Origin of the sequence: Nonomuraea spiralis (assembly GCF_014648435.1) — a bacterium.
In the GTDB taxonomy this organism is placed as follows: domain Bacteria; phylum Actinomycetota; class Actinomycetes; order Streptosporangiales; family Streptosporangiaceae; genus Nonomuraea; species Nonomuraea spiralis.
This window is the reverse complement of sequence record NZ_BMRC01000007.1, coordinates 333,691-347,194: the sequence shown is the minus strand read 5'-3', so window position 1 is coordinate 347,194 and position 13,504 is coordinate 333,691. Positions and strand designations below refer to the sequence as shown.

General features: G+C 73.4%; 13 protein-coding genes. 8 read left to right on the top strand and 5 right to left on the bottom strand.

Annotation, left to right across the window (positions count from 1 at the left end):
• Positions 1-137 precede the first annotated feature (137 nt).
• The 4 genes from IEZ27_RS19835 to IEZ27_RS19820 all read left to right on the top strand — a co-directional run bounded on the left by IEZ27_RS19835 (position 138) and on the right by IEZ27_RS19820 (position 5,523).
• The gene (locus tag IEZ27_RS19835; RefSeq protein ID WP_229824138.1) at positions 138-1,250 is read left to right on the top strand and encodes a DUF5925 domain-containing protein; all 1,113 of its coding nucleotides are present in this window, start codon (positions 138-140) and stop codon (positions 1,248-1,250) included.
• A gap of 92 nt (positions 1,251-1,342) precedes the next feature.
• On the top strand, positions 1,343-2,386 hold the full coding sequence (locus tag IEZ27_RS19830) for a C39 family peptidase (RefSeq protein ID WP_189648596.1): 1,044 nt from the start codon (positions 1,343-1,345) through the stop codon (positions 2,384-2,386).
• 6 nt (positions 2,387-2,392) lie between these two features.
• A complete protein-coding gene (locus tag IEZ27_RS19825; protein WP_189648595.1) occupies positions 2,393-4,264 on the top strand; it encodes a dipeptidyl-peptidase 5 in 1,872 nt (623 codons plus the stop codon).
• Positions 4,261-5,523 carry a M20/M25/M40 family metallo-hydrolase gene (locus IEZ27_RS19820; RefSeq protein WP_229824137.1) on the top strand — a complete coding sequence of 421 codons (1,263 nt, stop codon included), beginning with the start codon at positions 4,261-4,263 and terminating at the stop codon, positions 5,521-5,523. Before IEZ27_RS19825 ends, IEZ27_RS19820 begins: the two co-directional genes overlap by 4 nt.
• A gap of 6 nt (positions 5,524-5,529) precedes the next feature.
• Here the strand turns inward: IEZ27_RS19820 and IEZ27_RS19815 are convergent, their stop codons facing one another.
• Positions 5,530-7,086 carry an FAD-dependent monooxygenase gene (locus IEZ27_RS19815; protein ID WP_189648594.1) on the bottom strand — a complete coding sequence of 519 codons (1,557 nt, stop codon included), beginning with the start codon at positions 7,084-7,086 and terminating at the stop codon, positions 5,530-5,532.
• Between the two features lie 85 nt (positions 7,087-7,171).
• On the opposite strand from IEZ27_RS19815, the gene IEZ27_RS19810 reads away from it, so the two are divergent.
• Positions 7,172-7,828: a TetR/AcrR family transcriptional regulator C-terminal domain-containing protein gene (locus IEZ27_RS19810; RefSeq protein WP_189648593.1), complete on the top strand. Its 657-nt coding sequence runs from the start codon at positions 7,172-7,174 to the stop codon at positions 7,826-7,828.
• Between the two features lie 53 nt (positions 7,829-7,881).
• A complete protein-coding gene (locus IEZ27_RS19805; RefSeq protein ID WP_189648592.1) occupies positions 7,882-8,484 on the top strand; it encodes a TIGR03086 family metal-binding protein in 603 nt (200 codons plus the stop codon).
• Between the two features lie 43 nt (positions 8,485-8,527).
• Here the strand turns inward: IEZ27_RS19805 and IEZ27_RS19800 are convergent, their stop codons facing one another.
• The 3 genes from IEZ27_RS19800 to IEZ27_RS19790 all read right to left on the bottom strand — a co-directional run bounded on the left by IEZ27_RS19800 (position 8,528) and on the right by IEZ27_RS19790 (position 10,457).
• A complete protein-coding gene (locus IEZ27_RS19800) occupies positions 8,528-9,271 on the bottom strand; it encodes a DUF427 domain-containing protein (protein ID WP_125638780.1) in 744 nt (247 codons plus the stop codon).
• Between the two features lie 40 nt (positions 9,272-9,311).
• A complete protein-coding gene (locus IEZ27_RS19795; RefSeq protein ID WP_189648591.1) occupies positions 9,312-9,896 on the bottom strand; it encodes a hypothetical protein in 585 nt (194 codons plus the stop codon).
• Between the two features lie 93 nt (positions 9,897-9,989).
• A complete protein-coding gene (locus IEZ27_RS19790) occupies positions 9,990-10,457 on the bottom strand; it encodes an adenylyltransferase/cytidyltransferase family protein (protein WP_189648590.1) in 468 nt (155 codons plus the stop codon).
• A 294-nt stretch (positions 10,458-10,751) separates the two neighbouring features.
• Between IEZ27_RS19790 and IEZ27_RS19785 the strand changes: the two genes are divergently transcribed.
• Entirely contained in the window at positions 10,752-11,114 is a 363-nt protein-coding gene (locus tag IEZ27_RS19785) for an ATP-binding protein (RefSeq protein ID WP_229824136.1), read from the top strand.
• A 25-nt stretch (positions 11,115-11,139) separates the two neighbouring features.
• Here the strand turns inward: IEZ27_RS19785 and IEZ27_RS19780 are convergent, their stop codons facing one another.
• Entirely contained in the window at positions 11,140-12,114 is a 975-nt protein-coding gene (locus IEZ27_RS19780; RefSeq protein WP_189648589.1) for a helix-turn-helix transcriptional regulator, read from the bottom strand.
• A gap of 65 nt (positions 12,115-12,179) precedes the next feature.
• On the opposite strand from IEZ27_RS19780, the gene thrS reads away from it, so the two are divergent.
• Entirely contained in the window at positions 12,180-13,487 is a 1,308-nt protein-coding gene (gene thrS / locus IEZ27_RS19775) for a threonine--tRNA ligase (RefSeq protein ID WP_268246072.1), read from the top strand.
• Positions 13,488-13,504 lie beyond the last annotated feature (17 nt).

Sequence of the window (13,504 nt, the reverse complement as noted above, 5' to 3'; positions counted from 1 at the left end):
TCCCGGGTACTGTCTGGCTGGAGCTGAAAGGCGGCGCCCTCGCCCGCACCCGGCATGACGTGCCCGGCCCCGGCAGAAGTGAACGACCGCTCACATAACCCTTCGACATCCGAGCCCACGAAGGAGATCCTTTACCTATGTCTGTGATCAGGGAGGTGCCGTTCCCCAGCCCGGACTCCTCGTCCGAGCTGCCGATGAACATCTGGATCGACGACGCCGACTCAGCGATCGACGTCATCGACGCCCTGGCGCTGTCGCCGTTCGCGACGGGCGTCCAGCCCTGGTCCCGGCTGGCCAACCTGGAGCGCGTGCGGCCGGACGCGCGGCTGCGGCCGGCCGAGGGGCGGGTGTTGCGCACCGCGCAGGTGGAGGACGGTTCGGAGTCGCGGCTCATCAGCGGCGAGGGCTGGACCCTGCGGGTCGTACGCCACCGCAACCGCACCGCCACGGTGAGCGTGACGGCGGTGAGCGAGGAACTGGCCACCTCGGTGATGAAGGAGAGCATCGACGGCGCCGAGGAGCCGATGCCCGACGCCGACCACGTCGAGATGGGCTTCTGGTGGCGGGGCTCCCACGGCGGCAACCGGTCGGAGAAGCCGATCACCGCCCAGCCCTGGGACGAGATCGGTACGAACTACTCGGCGCAGGTGCGCCCGGCGCTCGGCCGCCTGATGGCCACCACGCCCGCCGACGTGAACGGCCGGCTCATCCTGCTGCACGGCCAGCCCGGCACCGGCAAGACCACGCTGCTGCGCACGCTGGCCAAGCAGTGGCACGACTGGTGCCAGGTCGACTGCGTGCTCGACCCCGAGCGGCTGTTCAACGACCCGGGCTACCTGATGGAGGTGGCGGTCGGCTACGACACCGACGAGGACACCCAGCGGTGGCGGCTGCTGGTCCTGGAGGACTGCGACGAGCTGATCAGCTCGGGCGCCAAGGCGCAGGCCGGCCAGGGGCTCTCGCGGCTGCTCAACCTCACCGACGGCCTGCTCGGCCAGGGCCGCGACGTGCTGGTCGCCATCACCACGAACGAGGACCTGACCCGCCTGCACCCGGCCGTGATCCGTCCGGGCCGCTGTCTGGCCCAGATCGAGGTCGGCCCGCTGACCAGGGACGAGGCCGTCTCCTGGCTCGGCTCGCCGAACGGCGTCGGCGCCTCGGGCGCGACCCTCGCCGAACTGTTCGCCCTGCGCGCGGGCCGTCAGATCAGCCCGGCCGGCGCCGACGAGTCCACCGGCCTGTACCTGTGAGGTGAGCCCGCCGGGCGCGGGCCCGGCCCGGGGGCGCACCCTCAGGCCGGTACGTAAACCAACCGATGTGCGACACCGGGTATGAAACCACAATGGGGCTGGTGCTCACCGTCGATCTGGCGCGCGTCGCCTTCACCCGTCTGACCGTGCCCGGAGGCACGTGGACCAGCGAGGAACACCGGGTCGGCTTCGCGGCCACCCAGCTCGTGCCCTCCTGGACCGCGCGTACGCCGCCGGGCGCCGAGGTCGAGGTGGAGCTGCGGGCCAGGACCGAGGCGGGCACGCTGACCAGGTGGTACGTCATGGGCCGCTGGTCCGAGCACGGACCGCGTACCTCGGTGCCCGGTCAGGGTGACGAGGACGGCGACGTGGCCGTGGACACGTTCGTGGCCAGGCGGCCGGTGGTGGCGTTCCAGGCGCGGGTCACCGCGCGCGGCGAGGGCGCGCGGATGACCTCGCTCGGCGTGCTCGCCTCGGCCCTGCCGAGGCGTCCGGTCGTGCCGAGCACGCCGGGGGTGACCGGGCCCGTCGAGCTGGACGTGCCCGGTTACTCCCAGCACGCGCACGCCGGGCACCACCCGCGCTGGGACGGCGGCGGCGCCAACTGGTGCGGCCCCGCCTCGGTGGCGATGACGCTGGCCTTCTGGGGCCGCGGCCCGGAGCCCGGCGAGCTGACCTGGGTGGGCGCCGGCGACCCCGCCCCGGCGGTGGACCACGCGGCCATGGGAACCTACGACGACAGCTACCAGGGCACCGGCAACTGGCCGTTCAACGTCGCCTACGCGGGCCGTTACGGGCTGACCGGCTTCGTGACGAGACTGCTGTCGGCGGCCGAGCTGGAGGCGTTCGTGCTGGCCGGGATCCCGGTGATCGCCTCGCTATCGTTCAGGGCGCACGAGCTGCCCGGCTCCGGCTACTCCACGAACGGTCACATCCTGGTCGTCACCGGCTTCACCGCCGGGGGCGACGTCGTCGTGAACGACCCCGCCGCGCCCGCGGACGGCGGGGTTCGCCGGGTCTATCCGCGGGCAGCGTTCGAGAACGTGTGGCTGAGGAGTTCGGGCAGCGGCGGCATCGTGTACGTCCTCCACCCGCCCGGGCACCCCCTGCCCCCCTGTACCAACGGCAATTGGTGATTCTTCATGAGTATTCGACCGATCGATGTGGCGCGTACCGACGGCGGCCCCCAGTGGGTGGAGGCCGTGGCCACGCCCGAGGGCGTGGAGGTGTGGTGGGACGAGCCGCGCCCGCACGAGGGCGGCCGGCGCTGCGTGGTGCGCCGCCTGCCCGACGGCTCCCGCGCCGACGCGCTGCCTCCCGGCTGGAACGCCCGTAACCGCCTGGTCGAGTACGGCGGCCGCTCCTGGCGCCCGCTGCCGGGCGGCGGCCTGGTCTTCACCAATTGGTCCGACCAACGGCTCTACCGCCTGGACGCCTCCTCCGGGAAGGCCGCAGAACCGGTCGCCCTCACGCCCGAGGGCCCGGCCCGGTACGGCGACCTCTACCTGCCGCCCGGCCGCGCGGAGGTGTGGGCGGTCCGCGAGATCGACGACGCGCGTGACCTGGTAGCGGTCCCCCTGGACGGCGGCCCGCTCAGGGTCGTCGCCCGCGCCCACCACTTCCTGATGAACCCCCGCCTGTCCCCCGGCGGCACGCAGATCGCCTGGATCGGCTGGAACCACCCGAACATGCCCTGGGACGGCACCGAGCTGTGCGTGGCCCCCCTGTCCCCGGACGGCGTGGCGGGCCCCCACCGGGTCGTGGCGGGCGGCCCCGAGGAGTCGGTGGCCCAGGCCGAGTGGCGCGACGACGGCTCCCTGTACGCCGTCACCGACCCGACCGGCTGGTGGAACGTGCACCTCGTCCACCTCGACGGCTCCCCCTCGCGCAACCTCACGCCGCTCGACCTGGAGTTCGGCGCGGCGGCGTGGAAGCCGGGCCTGGCCTGCCTGGCCCCGGCGGGCGAGAGCCTGGTCGTCGTGTACGGCACCGCCGACCACCGCCGCCTGGGCGTGCTCGACCCGGAGACGGGCGGGCTGCGGGAGATCGGCGGGGACGGGCACACGTACTGGGCCTCGACGGTGTCGGCGGCCGGGGGCAGGGCGGCGGCGGTGGGGGCGACGCCGTACACGCCGCTGGAGGTCGCGCTGGTCGATCTCGGCACCGGCGGGCACGAGGTCGTCTCGGCCCCCAAGTCGCTGCCCGACCGGGCGCTGCTGCCCACGCCGGAGGCGGTGACGGTCGAGGGCGTGCACGCCCATCTCTACCCGCCGGCCGGGGTGGCGGGCCCGGCGCCGTACGTGATCTTCGTGCACGGCGGCCCGACCGGGAACCAGCCGGTCGTCCTGGATCTGGAGATCGCCTACTTCACCAGCAGGGGCATCGGCGTGGCCGTGGTGAACTACGGCGGCTCGACCGGCTACGGCCGGGCCTACCGCGAGCGGCTGCGGCACCAGTGGGGTGTGGTGGACGTGCACGACTGCGCCAAGGTGGCGCGCGGCCTGGTGCAGCTCGGCCGGGCGGACGCCGCCAGGATCGCGATCCGGGGCGGCAGCGCCGGCGGCTGGACCACGGTGGCCGCGCTGGTGCACAGCGACGTGTTCGCGGGCGGGGTCGCGCACTACGCGATCACCGACCCGGAGAGCTGGGCGGCCGAGACGCACGACTTCGAGTCGCGCTACCTCGACGGCCTGGTGGGCCCGCTGCCCGAGACGCGGCAGCGGTACACCGACCGCTCGCCGCTCCTGAACGCGGCCCGGGCATCGGGCCCATGCCTCATGTTGCACGGTCTGGAGGACGCGATCGTGGACGTGGGCCAGGCCGAGCGATTCACCGCCGAACTGGACAAGCACGGCAAACAGTGGGCTCTGCTCACCTTCGCCGGCGAGCAGCACGGCTGGCGCAGGGAAGAGACCATCGTGGCGGTGCTGGAGGCCGAACTGGCCTTCTACGGGCTGATCTTCGACCTGGAGACGCCCGGCGTGCCGCCGCTGACGCTGAAGGGGAGAGCGTGAAGAGCGTCGCCGAGATCTGCTCGGACCTGATCAGGTTCGACACCACCAACCCGGGCTCGGGCGAGCGCCCGGCGGCCGAGTACGTCGCCACGCTGCTGGCCGACGCCGGCCTGGACCCGGTGGTGTTCGAGTCGGCGCCGAAGCGCACCACCGTCGTGGCCAGGATCGACGGCGACTCGCCCGACGCGCTGCTCATCCACGGCCACCTGGACGTGGTGCCCGCCGATCCGGCCGAGTGGCAGATGCACCCGTTCTCGGGCGAGATCACCGACGGCTGCGTGTACGGCCGGGGCGCGGTGGACATGAAGGGCTCGTGCGCGATGACGCTGGCGGCCGTGCTCGGCCTGGCGGCGCGCGGCGTACGGCCGAAGCGGGACCTGGTGCTGGCGTTCCTGGCCGACGAGGAGGCGACCGGCGACTACGGCTCCCGCCACGCGGTGACCGAGCACCGGCACCTGTTCGACGGCGTCACCGAGGCCATCAGCGAGTCGGGCGGCTTCAGCGTGGACTCCGGCGGGCGGCGCGTCTACCCGATCGCCGTCGGCGAGCGCGGCACCGCCTGGATGAAGGTGACCGCCCACGGCGTGGCGGGCCACGGTTCGCGTCCCGCCGTGGACAACCCGGTCGCCACGCTCGCCCACGCCCTGTCGCGGGTGGCCGCCCACCAGTGGCCGGTACGCCTGACGCCGTCGGTCGCCGCGCTGCTGGAGAGCCTGTCGGAGATCACCGGCCGGCCGATCGACCTGGACCGGCTGGACGCCGAGGCCGACCGGCTCGGCGTGCTCGGCGAGCTGTTCCACGGCCAGATCCGCAACTCGGCGAACCCGACGATGCTGGCGGCCGGGTACAAGGTGAACGTGGTGCCCTCGACGGCCTCGGCGCACGTGGACGGCCGTTACCTGCCGGGGTTGCAGGAGGAGTTCCTGGCGACGATCGACGAGCTGCTCGGGCCGAAGATCACCCGCGAGTTCGTGAACCTGGAGGAGGCGCCGGCGGCGCCGTACCCGTCGGTGTTCTTCGACGAGCTGGCCGGGGCGCTGGTGGCCGAGGACCCGCAGGCGCGGCCGGTCCCGTACGTGATGAGCGGCGGCACCGACGCCAAGTCCTTCGCCACGATCGGCATCCAGGGGTACGGCTTCGCGCCGCTCATGCTCCGGCCGGACCTGGACTACTTCGGCATGTTCCACGGCAAGGACGAGCGGGTGCCGGTGGAGGGGCTGGAGTTCGGCACCCGGGTGCTGACCCGGCTGCTCGCCTAACCGTGCTCAGGCGGCGGGGCCGAACCAGGTGGTGAGGGCCTCGCCCAGGCCGTCGGCTGCCGTACCGGCCCAGGCGACGTAACCGTCGGGCCGGACCAGCAGAGCACCCCCGTCGCCCGCGGACGCCTGCGCGGCGGCCGGGCGCACGCGGTCGCGGTGCCCCGCCAGCGCCGCGTGGGCCGCGTCCGTTCCGCCGGGCGGGACGATCAGCAGGCCGCGCCCGTCCCGCAACAGCTCACCTACCGGCCGGCCCGCCGCCGCAGGCTCGCTCCCGTGGCGGTCGTCGGCGGGGGTGCGGGCGAACGGGAGCGGGACGGCGGTCAGGGCGGGGACGAAGCGGCCGACGCGGGGGTCGGGCGCGGCGGGCGCGTAGTCCACGTCGGTGCCCTCGACCATGCGGGTGAAGTGCCCCTTGGCGTCCGGCAGCGCCATCACCTCCGACAACACCTCGCGCAGCGCGTCCACCTGCGCCCCCGGGCGCATCATGGCCACCTGGGCCCGGGTGTTGCGCAGCACCCGGACCGCCACCGGGTGGCGCTCGGCGGTGTAGGTGTCCAGCAGGCTCTCCGGGGCCGCGCCGCGCGCCACCAGGGCGAGCTTCCAGCCCAGGTTGACGGCGTCCTGCAACCCCAGGTTGAGCCCCTGGCCGCCGATCGGCGAGTGCACGTGGGCCGCGTCGCCCGCCAGCAGGACCCGTCCCTTCCGGTAGGAGTCGGCCTGCCGGGTGTTGTCGCTGTAGCGGATGCCGGCCTCCAGCCGGGCGACCCCGACGTCCTCCCCCGTCACCCGGCGCAGGCTGCCCGCCAGCTCCTCGGCGGTCATGGGCGCGTCCCGGTCGCCGGGGCCGTCGCCGAACTCGATGGTCGCGATCTCGCCGGGCACCAGCGACAGGTTCACCAGCCCGCCGGGGCCGCGCAGCGATGAGGTGACCGTGCCGGGGCCGGTCAGCGTGGCCACGGCGGTCCTACCGGTCAGGGTGGCGGGCGTGCCGGAGAAGGGGATGCCGCTGCGTTTGCGTACCAGGCTCCGCCCGCCGTCGCAGCCCACCAGGTAGGCGGCCTCGACCCGCTCGCCGTCCGCCAGGGTGGCCACCGTACGGGTGGCGTCCTGGGTGACGTCCACGACCGCGCGTCCCTGCCTGATCCGTACGCCGAGCGCGGCGGCGCGCGCGGCCAGCACGGCCTCGATCTGGTGCTGCTTGAGCATGGCGTACTCGGCCCTGCCGTTCTCCTCCAGCAGCGGCAGGGCGGCGAAGTGGCCGCGCATCATGCCCTTCTTCAGCAGCTCGGTCATCATGCCGACCATGTCGGAACGGTCCGGCCCGGGGCCGCCGGCCAGCTCGTCGAACAGCTTCCACTGCGCCTCGGTCAGCGGCTCCACCAGCCCGCGCAGCTCCAGCGAGTGCAGGCTGCGGGCGTTGAGCGAGCGCAGGCCGAGGCTGCGCGTCACGCGCTCCTCGCCGGTGGCCGCCTCCAGGACCAGCGGCTCGGCGCCGCCCAGCTTGAGTTCGCAGGCCAGCAGCAGCCCGACCGGCCCGCCGCCCACGATGATCACGTCGGTCATCCCGACTCCCTTACTTACGCCGTATGCTTACGCCGTAAGTAGAGCACATACGCCGTAAGCTCTGTCAAGCACGAAGGGAGAGCCGATGGCACGGCGCGAGCCGCTGAACCGCGAGAAAGTCCTGGACGCGGCCCTGGAACTGGCCGGCAAGGAGGGGCTGGAGGGCCTGTCCATGCGGCGGCTGGCGAAGACGCTCGGCGTGGAGGCGATGTCGCTCTACAACCACGTCTCCAGCAAGGCCGACCTCCTGGACGGCATCGTGGAGCTGGTGTTCGCCCAGGTCGAGCCGCCCGATCCGGAGCTGCCGTGGCAGGAGCAGCTCCGCGTCACGGCACGCAACATGCACGCGGCGTTCAGCCGTCACCCCGTGGTGCCGCTGGCGCTGGCGACCGACCGGGCCAACCCGACCTCGCCCAAGGCCATGACGGTCCTCGACGGCCTGGTCGGCACGCTGTACGCGGCGGGCTTCGACGACCTGGGCGCCTGGCGGGCGCTGACCGCCGTCAACGGCCTGGTGTTCGGCACCCTGCTGCTGTCCACCGGCGGCTTCACCGGCGACCCGGGCACGCACGCCGGCGAGGAACAGGTGGGCCTCTACATCCACGCGCTCGATCCGGTGCGCCTGCCGCACTTCACCAGGCTGCTGCGCTGGACGCGCGGCGGCGGTGTCGACCCGGCCGCCGACTTCGAGCAGGCCCTGGACCTGCTGATCGACGGACTCGTCGCGGCCGCCGCCAACTAGTGGAACAAACTATTCCGTTCTGCTATAGTGGAGGCATCACGAAAGGGGCTCCCATGAGCAACGACTTCACCAGCGGCTGGGACGTTCTGGACGCTTCGCACGAGGCGCTGCGCAAGGCCGTCAGCGGCATCCCGGCCGACGGGTGGCACCTGCCGACCCCCTGCTCCCAGTGGAGCGTCACCAAGGTCTTCAAGCACGCGGTCGGCGACCAGCTCGGCTTCGCCGCCACGCTCACGGGCGGGGACGGGCCGGCGTTCAACCCGTTCGACCCGCCCGCCGAGCCGGGCGCGGATCCGTCGGCCGAGCTGGAGGACGCCCTGACCCGGGCCGCCAGGGCGTGGGCCGCGGTCGACCGGGACGCCGCCGAGGTGCCGACGCCGGTGCCGCCGAACACGATGACGCCGTGGATGGGCTCGACGGCGTGCGCGCTCGACGCCGCCGTGCACGCCTGGGACCTCGCGATGGCCACCGGGCAGCCCTCGCCGCTGACGCCCGAGCTGGCCGGGCCGCTGCTGGAGGTCGCCAAGCAGATCGTCGACCCGCTGCGCCCGTGGGGCGCGTACGCCGAGGCCCTGCCGGACGACGCCGCCCGCGACGAGGTCGCCTCCCTGCTGCGCTACCTCGGCCGCGACCCGCGCTGGACCCCGGCCGCGTGATCCCCCGTACGCGCCCCGCCGCCCGGCGGGGCGCCGGCCGGGCTCAGGAGAACTTGGTCTTCGGACGCTCCTCGCGCTCGCCGTCGACGAAGATGTCCAGCTTCTCGTTGTAGAACGCGATCAGCCCGGCCACCCGCTCGCTCTCGGGCAGCGGAGTGCGGTAGGACCAGGCGAGGTCCTTCTTCCCGTTGACCGTCCAGTACTCCGCCGTCCCCTTGTACGGGCAGTGCGTGGCGGTGTCGGTGTGCTCCAGCAGGTCGAGCCGTACGTCGGTCTTCGGCAGGTAGTAGCGGGCGGGCAGGCCCGTCTCGAACAGGATGCGGGCGTTGCGCGAGTCGGCCACGGTCACGCCGTCGACCTCCACCCGGATGTGCCGCGAGCTCGGCAGGATGTCCACCCTCGTGTACGGGTCGCGCGCGTGCACGTAGACCTCCTCGTCCTCCTCGAACCAGGCGTCCATCGCGTCCCAGTCGAGGCGGACGTGCCCGCGGATCTCCTCCAGCGGCGAGTCGTGGTAGACCAGCGCCGCCTCCGGCGCCTCGGCGGTGCCCGCACTTACCGTGTGGACGGCGGCGTCGCCCCTGCTCGGGGAGTGCTTGGACGTGCCGGTCGGCTTGAGCGCCGCCTCGTCGACGTCCTGGAGGGGGAGGTAGTAGGTGGGGTAGAAGGGGCCTTCCCACACCAGCAGGGCCCGGGTCGTGTCGGCGATCAGCCGGCCGCCCAGGTAGGTCCGCACGCGCTTGGCCGACCGCTCGACGCGGACCCGGCCCCGGTTCGTGGCATCCATGCTCGCGCCAACCCCCGTGGCGGCGGGGCTATTCCGGTCCTCAGACCCCGAACAGCGCCAGCGTCGCCCACGTCGTCAGCGTCCCGGTGACCGCGCCCGCCGCGACCTGCGCCCACGTGTGGTGCGCGAGGCGGACCCTGGCCCAGCACACCAGCGCGACCACGGCCGCGCCCACCAGGGCGACGGGCAGGACGGGCAGCACGTGCGCCAGCACCACCACCGTGCCCGCCGAGACGGCGGCGTGGAAGGAGATCTTCCAGCGGGTCGTGATCGGCACGGTCACCGCCAGGGCGACCAGCATCGCGGTCACGGTGGCCACCAGCAGCCGCGGCGCACCCAGTACGACGAGCAGCGCGAGCGCGACCAGCACGGCGGCCACGGCGGCCAGCAGCGGGCCGGTGCGGCGGGCGCGGTCGACGATGTGGTGGGAGTCCAGCCGGCCCGAGCGCACGCCCAGCGCGATCACCGCCGCCGGCACGCCGCCGCAGAACGCCGACGCGACCAGGCCCCAGGCGGCTCCCGTCCATCCTTGGGCGAGCAGGCCCACGGCGGGCGGCATGACGATCACCAGCACTTGCGGTGCCAGCAGGTTGGTCACCCGCTTCGCCACCAGGTCGGCCATCATGTGACGAAAGATTACGCGATCATGCCCCCGGCTCTTTCCACCGGACCCACCCCCTCGGGAGCGGGCGGACCGCCGGCTCTCGGGAGAGAGGGGTCAGCCCTTGCCTGCGGCGTTGACGATGCGGGTGGTGGAGCGGTCGGGAATGGCCGCCATCTCCCAGCAGTCGGCTCCCAGGATGGCCGCCGCCGCGGCCCGCGCGCCCGCGTGCGGGTCACCCGCCGTGTGGGCGAGCGCCCCGGGCCGCATCGGCGCGAGCAGGTCGATGTAGTCCTCCGGGCCGTGGGCCTCGGACGGCCCGGTCACCACGAAGACGCCGGACACGCAGCGCAGCGCGGCCAGCACCTCGGCCCGCTCCACCGCCGGGTTGAACGGCCGGCTGGGCCCCTTCCACGCCCGCACGCGCGGATCGTCCTCCACGCCGACCACCAGGGGCAGCCCGCGTGCGGCCACGGCGCCCAGGTAGCGCACGTGGCCCACGTGCAGGATGTCGAAGACGCCGGTCACGACGGCCGCCCCCGGCCGGTCGTACGGCTCCACCCAGACGGCCTCCAGGCTGCTCACGCGACCTCCTCCGACGGCCGGGCGAGTAGGCTGCTGTGCACGCTTTGCTCCCCCAGGGGCCTAGACGACTCGTCGATCGCAGCGTACTCGGTCGGCGCGCCGGGCCGTGCAGGCGACCTTGGGAAAGAGAGTTCCTACCTTTTCGCGATAATCTTTCGCCCCCCTCTCGCGCGTCTAGTGACGTCACCTGATTCGGGGGAGGTCATCGTGGCTCCGGACTCTCACCACGCAGACGGGGGTGAATCGCCCGGGTTCCGCGACGTCGCGGTCCGGTTGCCGGGGATTCCCTCCCAGGTGTCACGTGCCAGGGGGCTCGTGACCGCCGCGCTCGGCCGCGACCATCCACTCCACGACGACGTGGTGCTGCTCACCAGCGAACTGGCCACGAACGCCATCCTGCACTCCAGGTCGGGGGACGGCGGCTCGTTCACGGTGTCGGTGCTCAGCTCGGACACGACGGTCCGGGTGTGCGTGGCCGACGGCGGCGCGGAGGGCCCGCCGTGCGTGTGCCACGCGGCCCCGCAGGCCACCAGCGGCCGGGGGCTGCCGCTGATCGAGGCGCTCAGCCACCGCTGGGGTTTCGTGCGCGAGGCCGGCTCGACGACCGTCTGGTTCGAGCTGACGCAGGCGCGCGTCGCCGCCGGGGTGGCCGTCTAGAGGGTGGCCGTCCGGAGGACGGCCGTCAGACGTCGAGCCGGCACAACCCCTCGGCCAGCGCCTTGGTGGTCAGCCTGGTACGGCTGTCGCACCCCAGCTTGGCGAAGATGTGCTCCAGATGGGTGGTCACCGTGCGCACGCTCAGCACCAGGCAGGCCGCGATCTGCGGGTTGGAGTCGCCGGCCGCGACCCTGGTGAGCACGTCGACCTCGCGGCCGGTCAGCTCGTAGGGCAGCGGGCAGGGCCGTTCGGCGGCGACCGCGCCCTGCAGCGAGCCCTGGTAGCCGACGCCGGCCCGCAGCAGGCGCACCTCGTGCCAGCGTCCGCCGCCGTCGAGCCACAGCCCGCGCCGGCTCAGCTCGCGCGAGTCGATGAACGCCCGCGCGAACGCCGCCACGGCCGGGTCGTCCCACAACTCGTGCGAGACCTCGTGGCCGGGCACCGCGCGGCGCTCGCCGAGCCGGTCGAAGGCGACCGCGCGGAAGTCGGGCGGCAGGCCGACGGGGTCGATCACGCACCGGGTCAGGTCGGTGACGTGCGCGAGCATCGGGCTGACGGCCCCGACCAGGGCGTTGGTGAGCAGCGGGAAGGCGTGCCTGGCCGCCAGGTGCAGCAGGCCGGTGTAGCGGCCGCCGTCGGCGAGGAACAGCGGCGCGGTCAGCCCGGCCCGCCATCCGTAGGGGGCCAGGTGGCGGCGGAAGTAACGTTCGGTGCCCGGCTGCGGCATGGGCACCGGACGCCGTGCGGCGATGGCCTCGCGGCAGGCGTCGAGCGCGGCGTACTCCTCGGCGGCGTCGCGGTCGATGCGGCGGTGGCCGTCGGAGACGACGCTGTGGTGGCGGCCGGTGGCGGGGTCGAAGGCGACGAACTCGTAGGCGTCGAGCGGGACGACCCGGCGCAGCGCCGCCATCGCCGCGTGCGCGCCGCCGCCGCCCGCGACCTCGTAGCCGACCTCGGCGAACGCCTGCAACTGGCGGACGCTCAAGGTGATCTCAGCCACGGCTCTTTTATATCATTTGCCATTCCTTGACCGGCTGTTGAAGATTTTCTTCACGGCCGTCCGCGGTGCTATCGTCGAACGCATGCAGCGCGCACTCGTCACGACGACGCCGGACACGTTCCCGGCGCGCTGATTCCACGCATCCCGGGCGGACGCCCGGGAGCTGGTCGTTCGCCCTTTCCTCGCAAAGGACGATCATGAACGACCACCGCAGGCTCGGCCGCGAGCTCGGCATCTTCGGAACCGACCCGCTCATCGGCGCCGGCCTCCCCTACTGGCTGCCCGCCGGGGCGGCCGTGCGCAAGGCCGTGGAGGACTACGTCCACGAGCTCGAACGCCGCCACGGCTACGTCCACGTCAACTCCCCCGTGCTCGGCAAGCGCGAGCTGTACGAACGTTCCGGCCACTGGGCCCACTACGCCGAGGACATGTTCCCGCCCATGAACGTGGGCGGCGAGGAGTTCGTGCTGCGCCCCAGCCTGTGCCCGCACCACGCGCTGATCTACCGCTCGCGCGGGCGCAGCCACCGCGACCTGCCGCTGCGCGTGGCCGAGCTCGGCGGCATGTACCGCTCGGAGTTGTCGGGCGTGCTCGGCGGGCTGACCAGGGTACGGGCCATCCAGCTCAACGACGGTCACGTGTTCTGCGCGCCCGAGCAGGCCGCGGCCGAGGTGTCGGCGGCGCTCGACCTGATCGAGACCGCGCACGCCAGGCTCGGCATCGAGGCCGCCCGCTACCGCCTCTCACTGCGCGGCGAGGGCGGCAAGTACGTGGACGACCCCGCGATGTGGGCGCGTTCGGAGGCGATCCTGCGCGATGTGCTGAAGGAACGCGGCCGCGCCTACGACGAGGAACGCGGCGAGGGCGCCTTCTACGGCCCGAAGATCGACATCCAGATCGCCGACCCGGCGGGCCGCGAGAGCACCCTGTCGACCGTCCAGGTGGACCTCTACCAGCCCGAACGCTTCGACCTGTCGTACGCGGGCGGGCGGCGTCCCGTCATGGTCCACCGCAGCGTGGTCGGCGGGCTCGAACGCCTGGTCGCGCACCTGATCGAGGTGCACGGCGGCGCGTTCCCCGCGTGGCTGGCGCCCGTGCAGGCGGTCGTGCTGCCGCTGTCGGACGCCGAGCTGCCCGCGGCCGAGGACGTGCTGCGGCGGGCCGTGGCCGCCGGGCTGCGGGCCGAGCTCGCGCCCGCGGACCGGGGCACCCTGGGCGCCAGGATCAGGGCCCACCGGCTGGTGCCGTACCAGCTCGTCGTGGGCCGGCGCGAGGTGGCGGACGGCGTGCCCTCGGTACGGCTGCGGGACGGCGGCCAGGCGGGCCCGGTGCCGGTCGAGCGGCTGGCGGAGGAATGCCGGCCGCGGTTCTGAGCCCTCAGAGCCGGTCC

Coding starts and splice junctions, on each gene's coding strand:
- IEZ27_RS19825 (WP_189648595.1), top strand. CDS start 2,393: ATGAGTATTCGACCGATCGATGTGGCGCGTACCGACGGCGGCCCCCAG.
- IEZ27_RS19795 (WP_189648591.1), bottom strand. CDS start 9,896: ATGATGGCCGACCTGGTGGCGAAGCGGGTGACCAACCTGCTGGCACCG.
- IEZ27_RS19805 (WP_189648592.1), top strand. CDS start 7,882: ATGAGCAACGACTTCACCAGCGGCTGGGACGTTCTGGACGCTTCGCAC.
- IEZ27_RS19815 (WP_189648594.1), bottom strand. CDS start 7,086: ATGACCGACGTGATCATCGTGGGCGGCGGGCCGGTCGGGCTGCTGCTG.
- IEZ27_RS19830 (WP_189648596.1), top strand. CDS start 1,343: ATGGGGCTGGTGCTCACCGTCGATCTGGCGCGCGTCGCCTTCACCCGT.
- IEZ27_RS19800 (WP_125638780.1), bottom strand. CDS start 9,271: ATGGATGCCACGAACCGGGGCCGGGTCCGCGTCGAGCGGTCGGCCAAG.
- IEZ27_RS19835 (WP_229824138.1), top strand. CDS start 138: ATGTCTGTGATCAGGGAGGTGCCGTTCCCCAGCCCGGACTCCTCGTCC.
- IEZ27_RS19810 (WP_189648593.1), top strand. CDS start 7,172: ATGGCACGGCGCGAGCCGCTGAACCGCGAGAAAGTCCTGGACGCGGCC.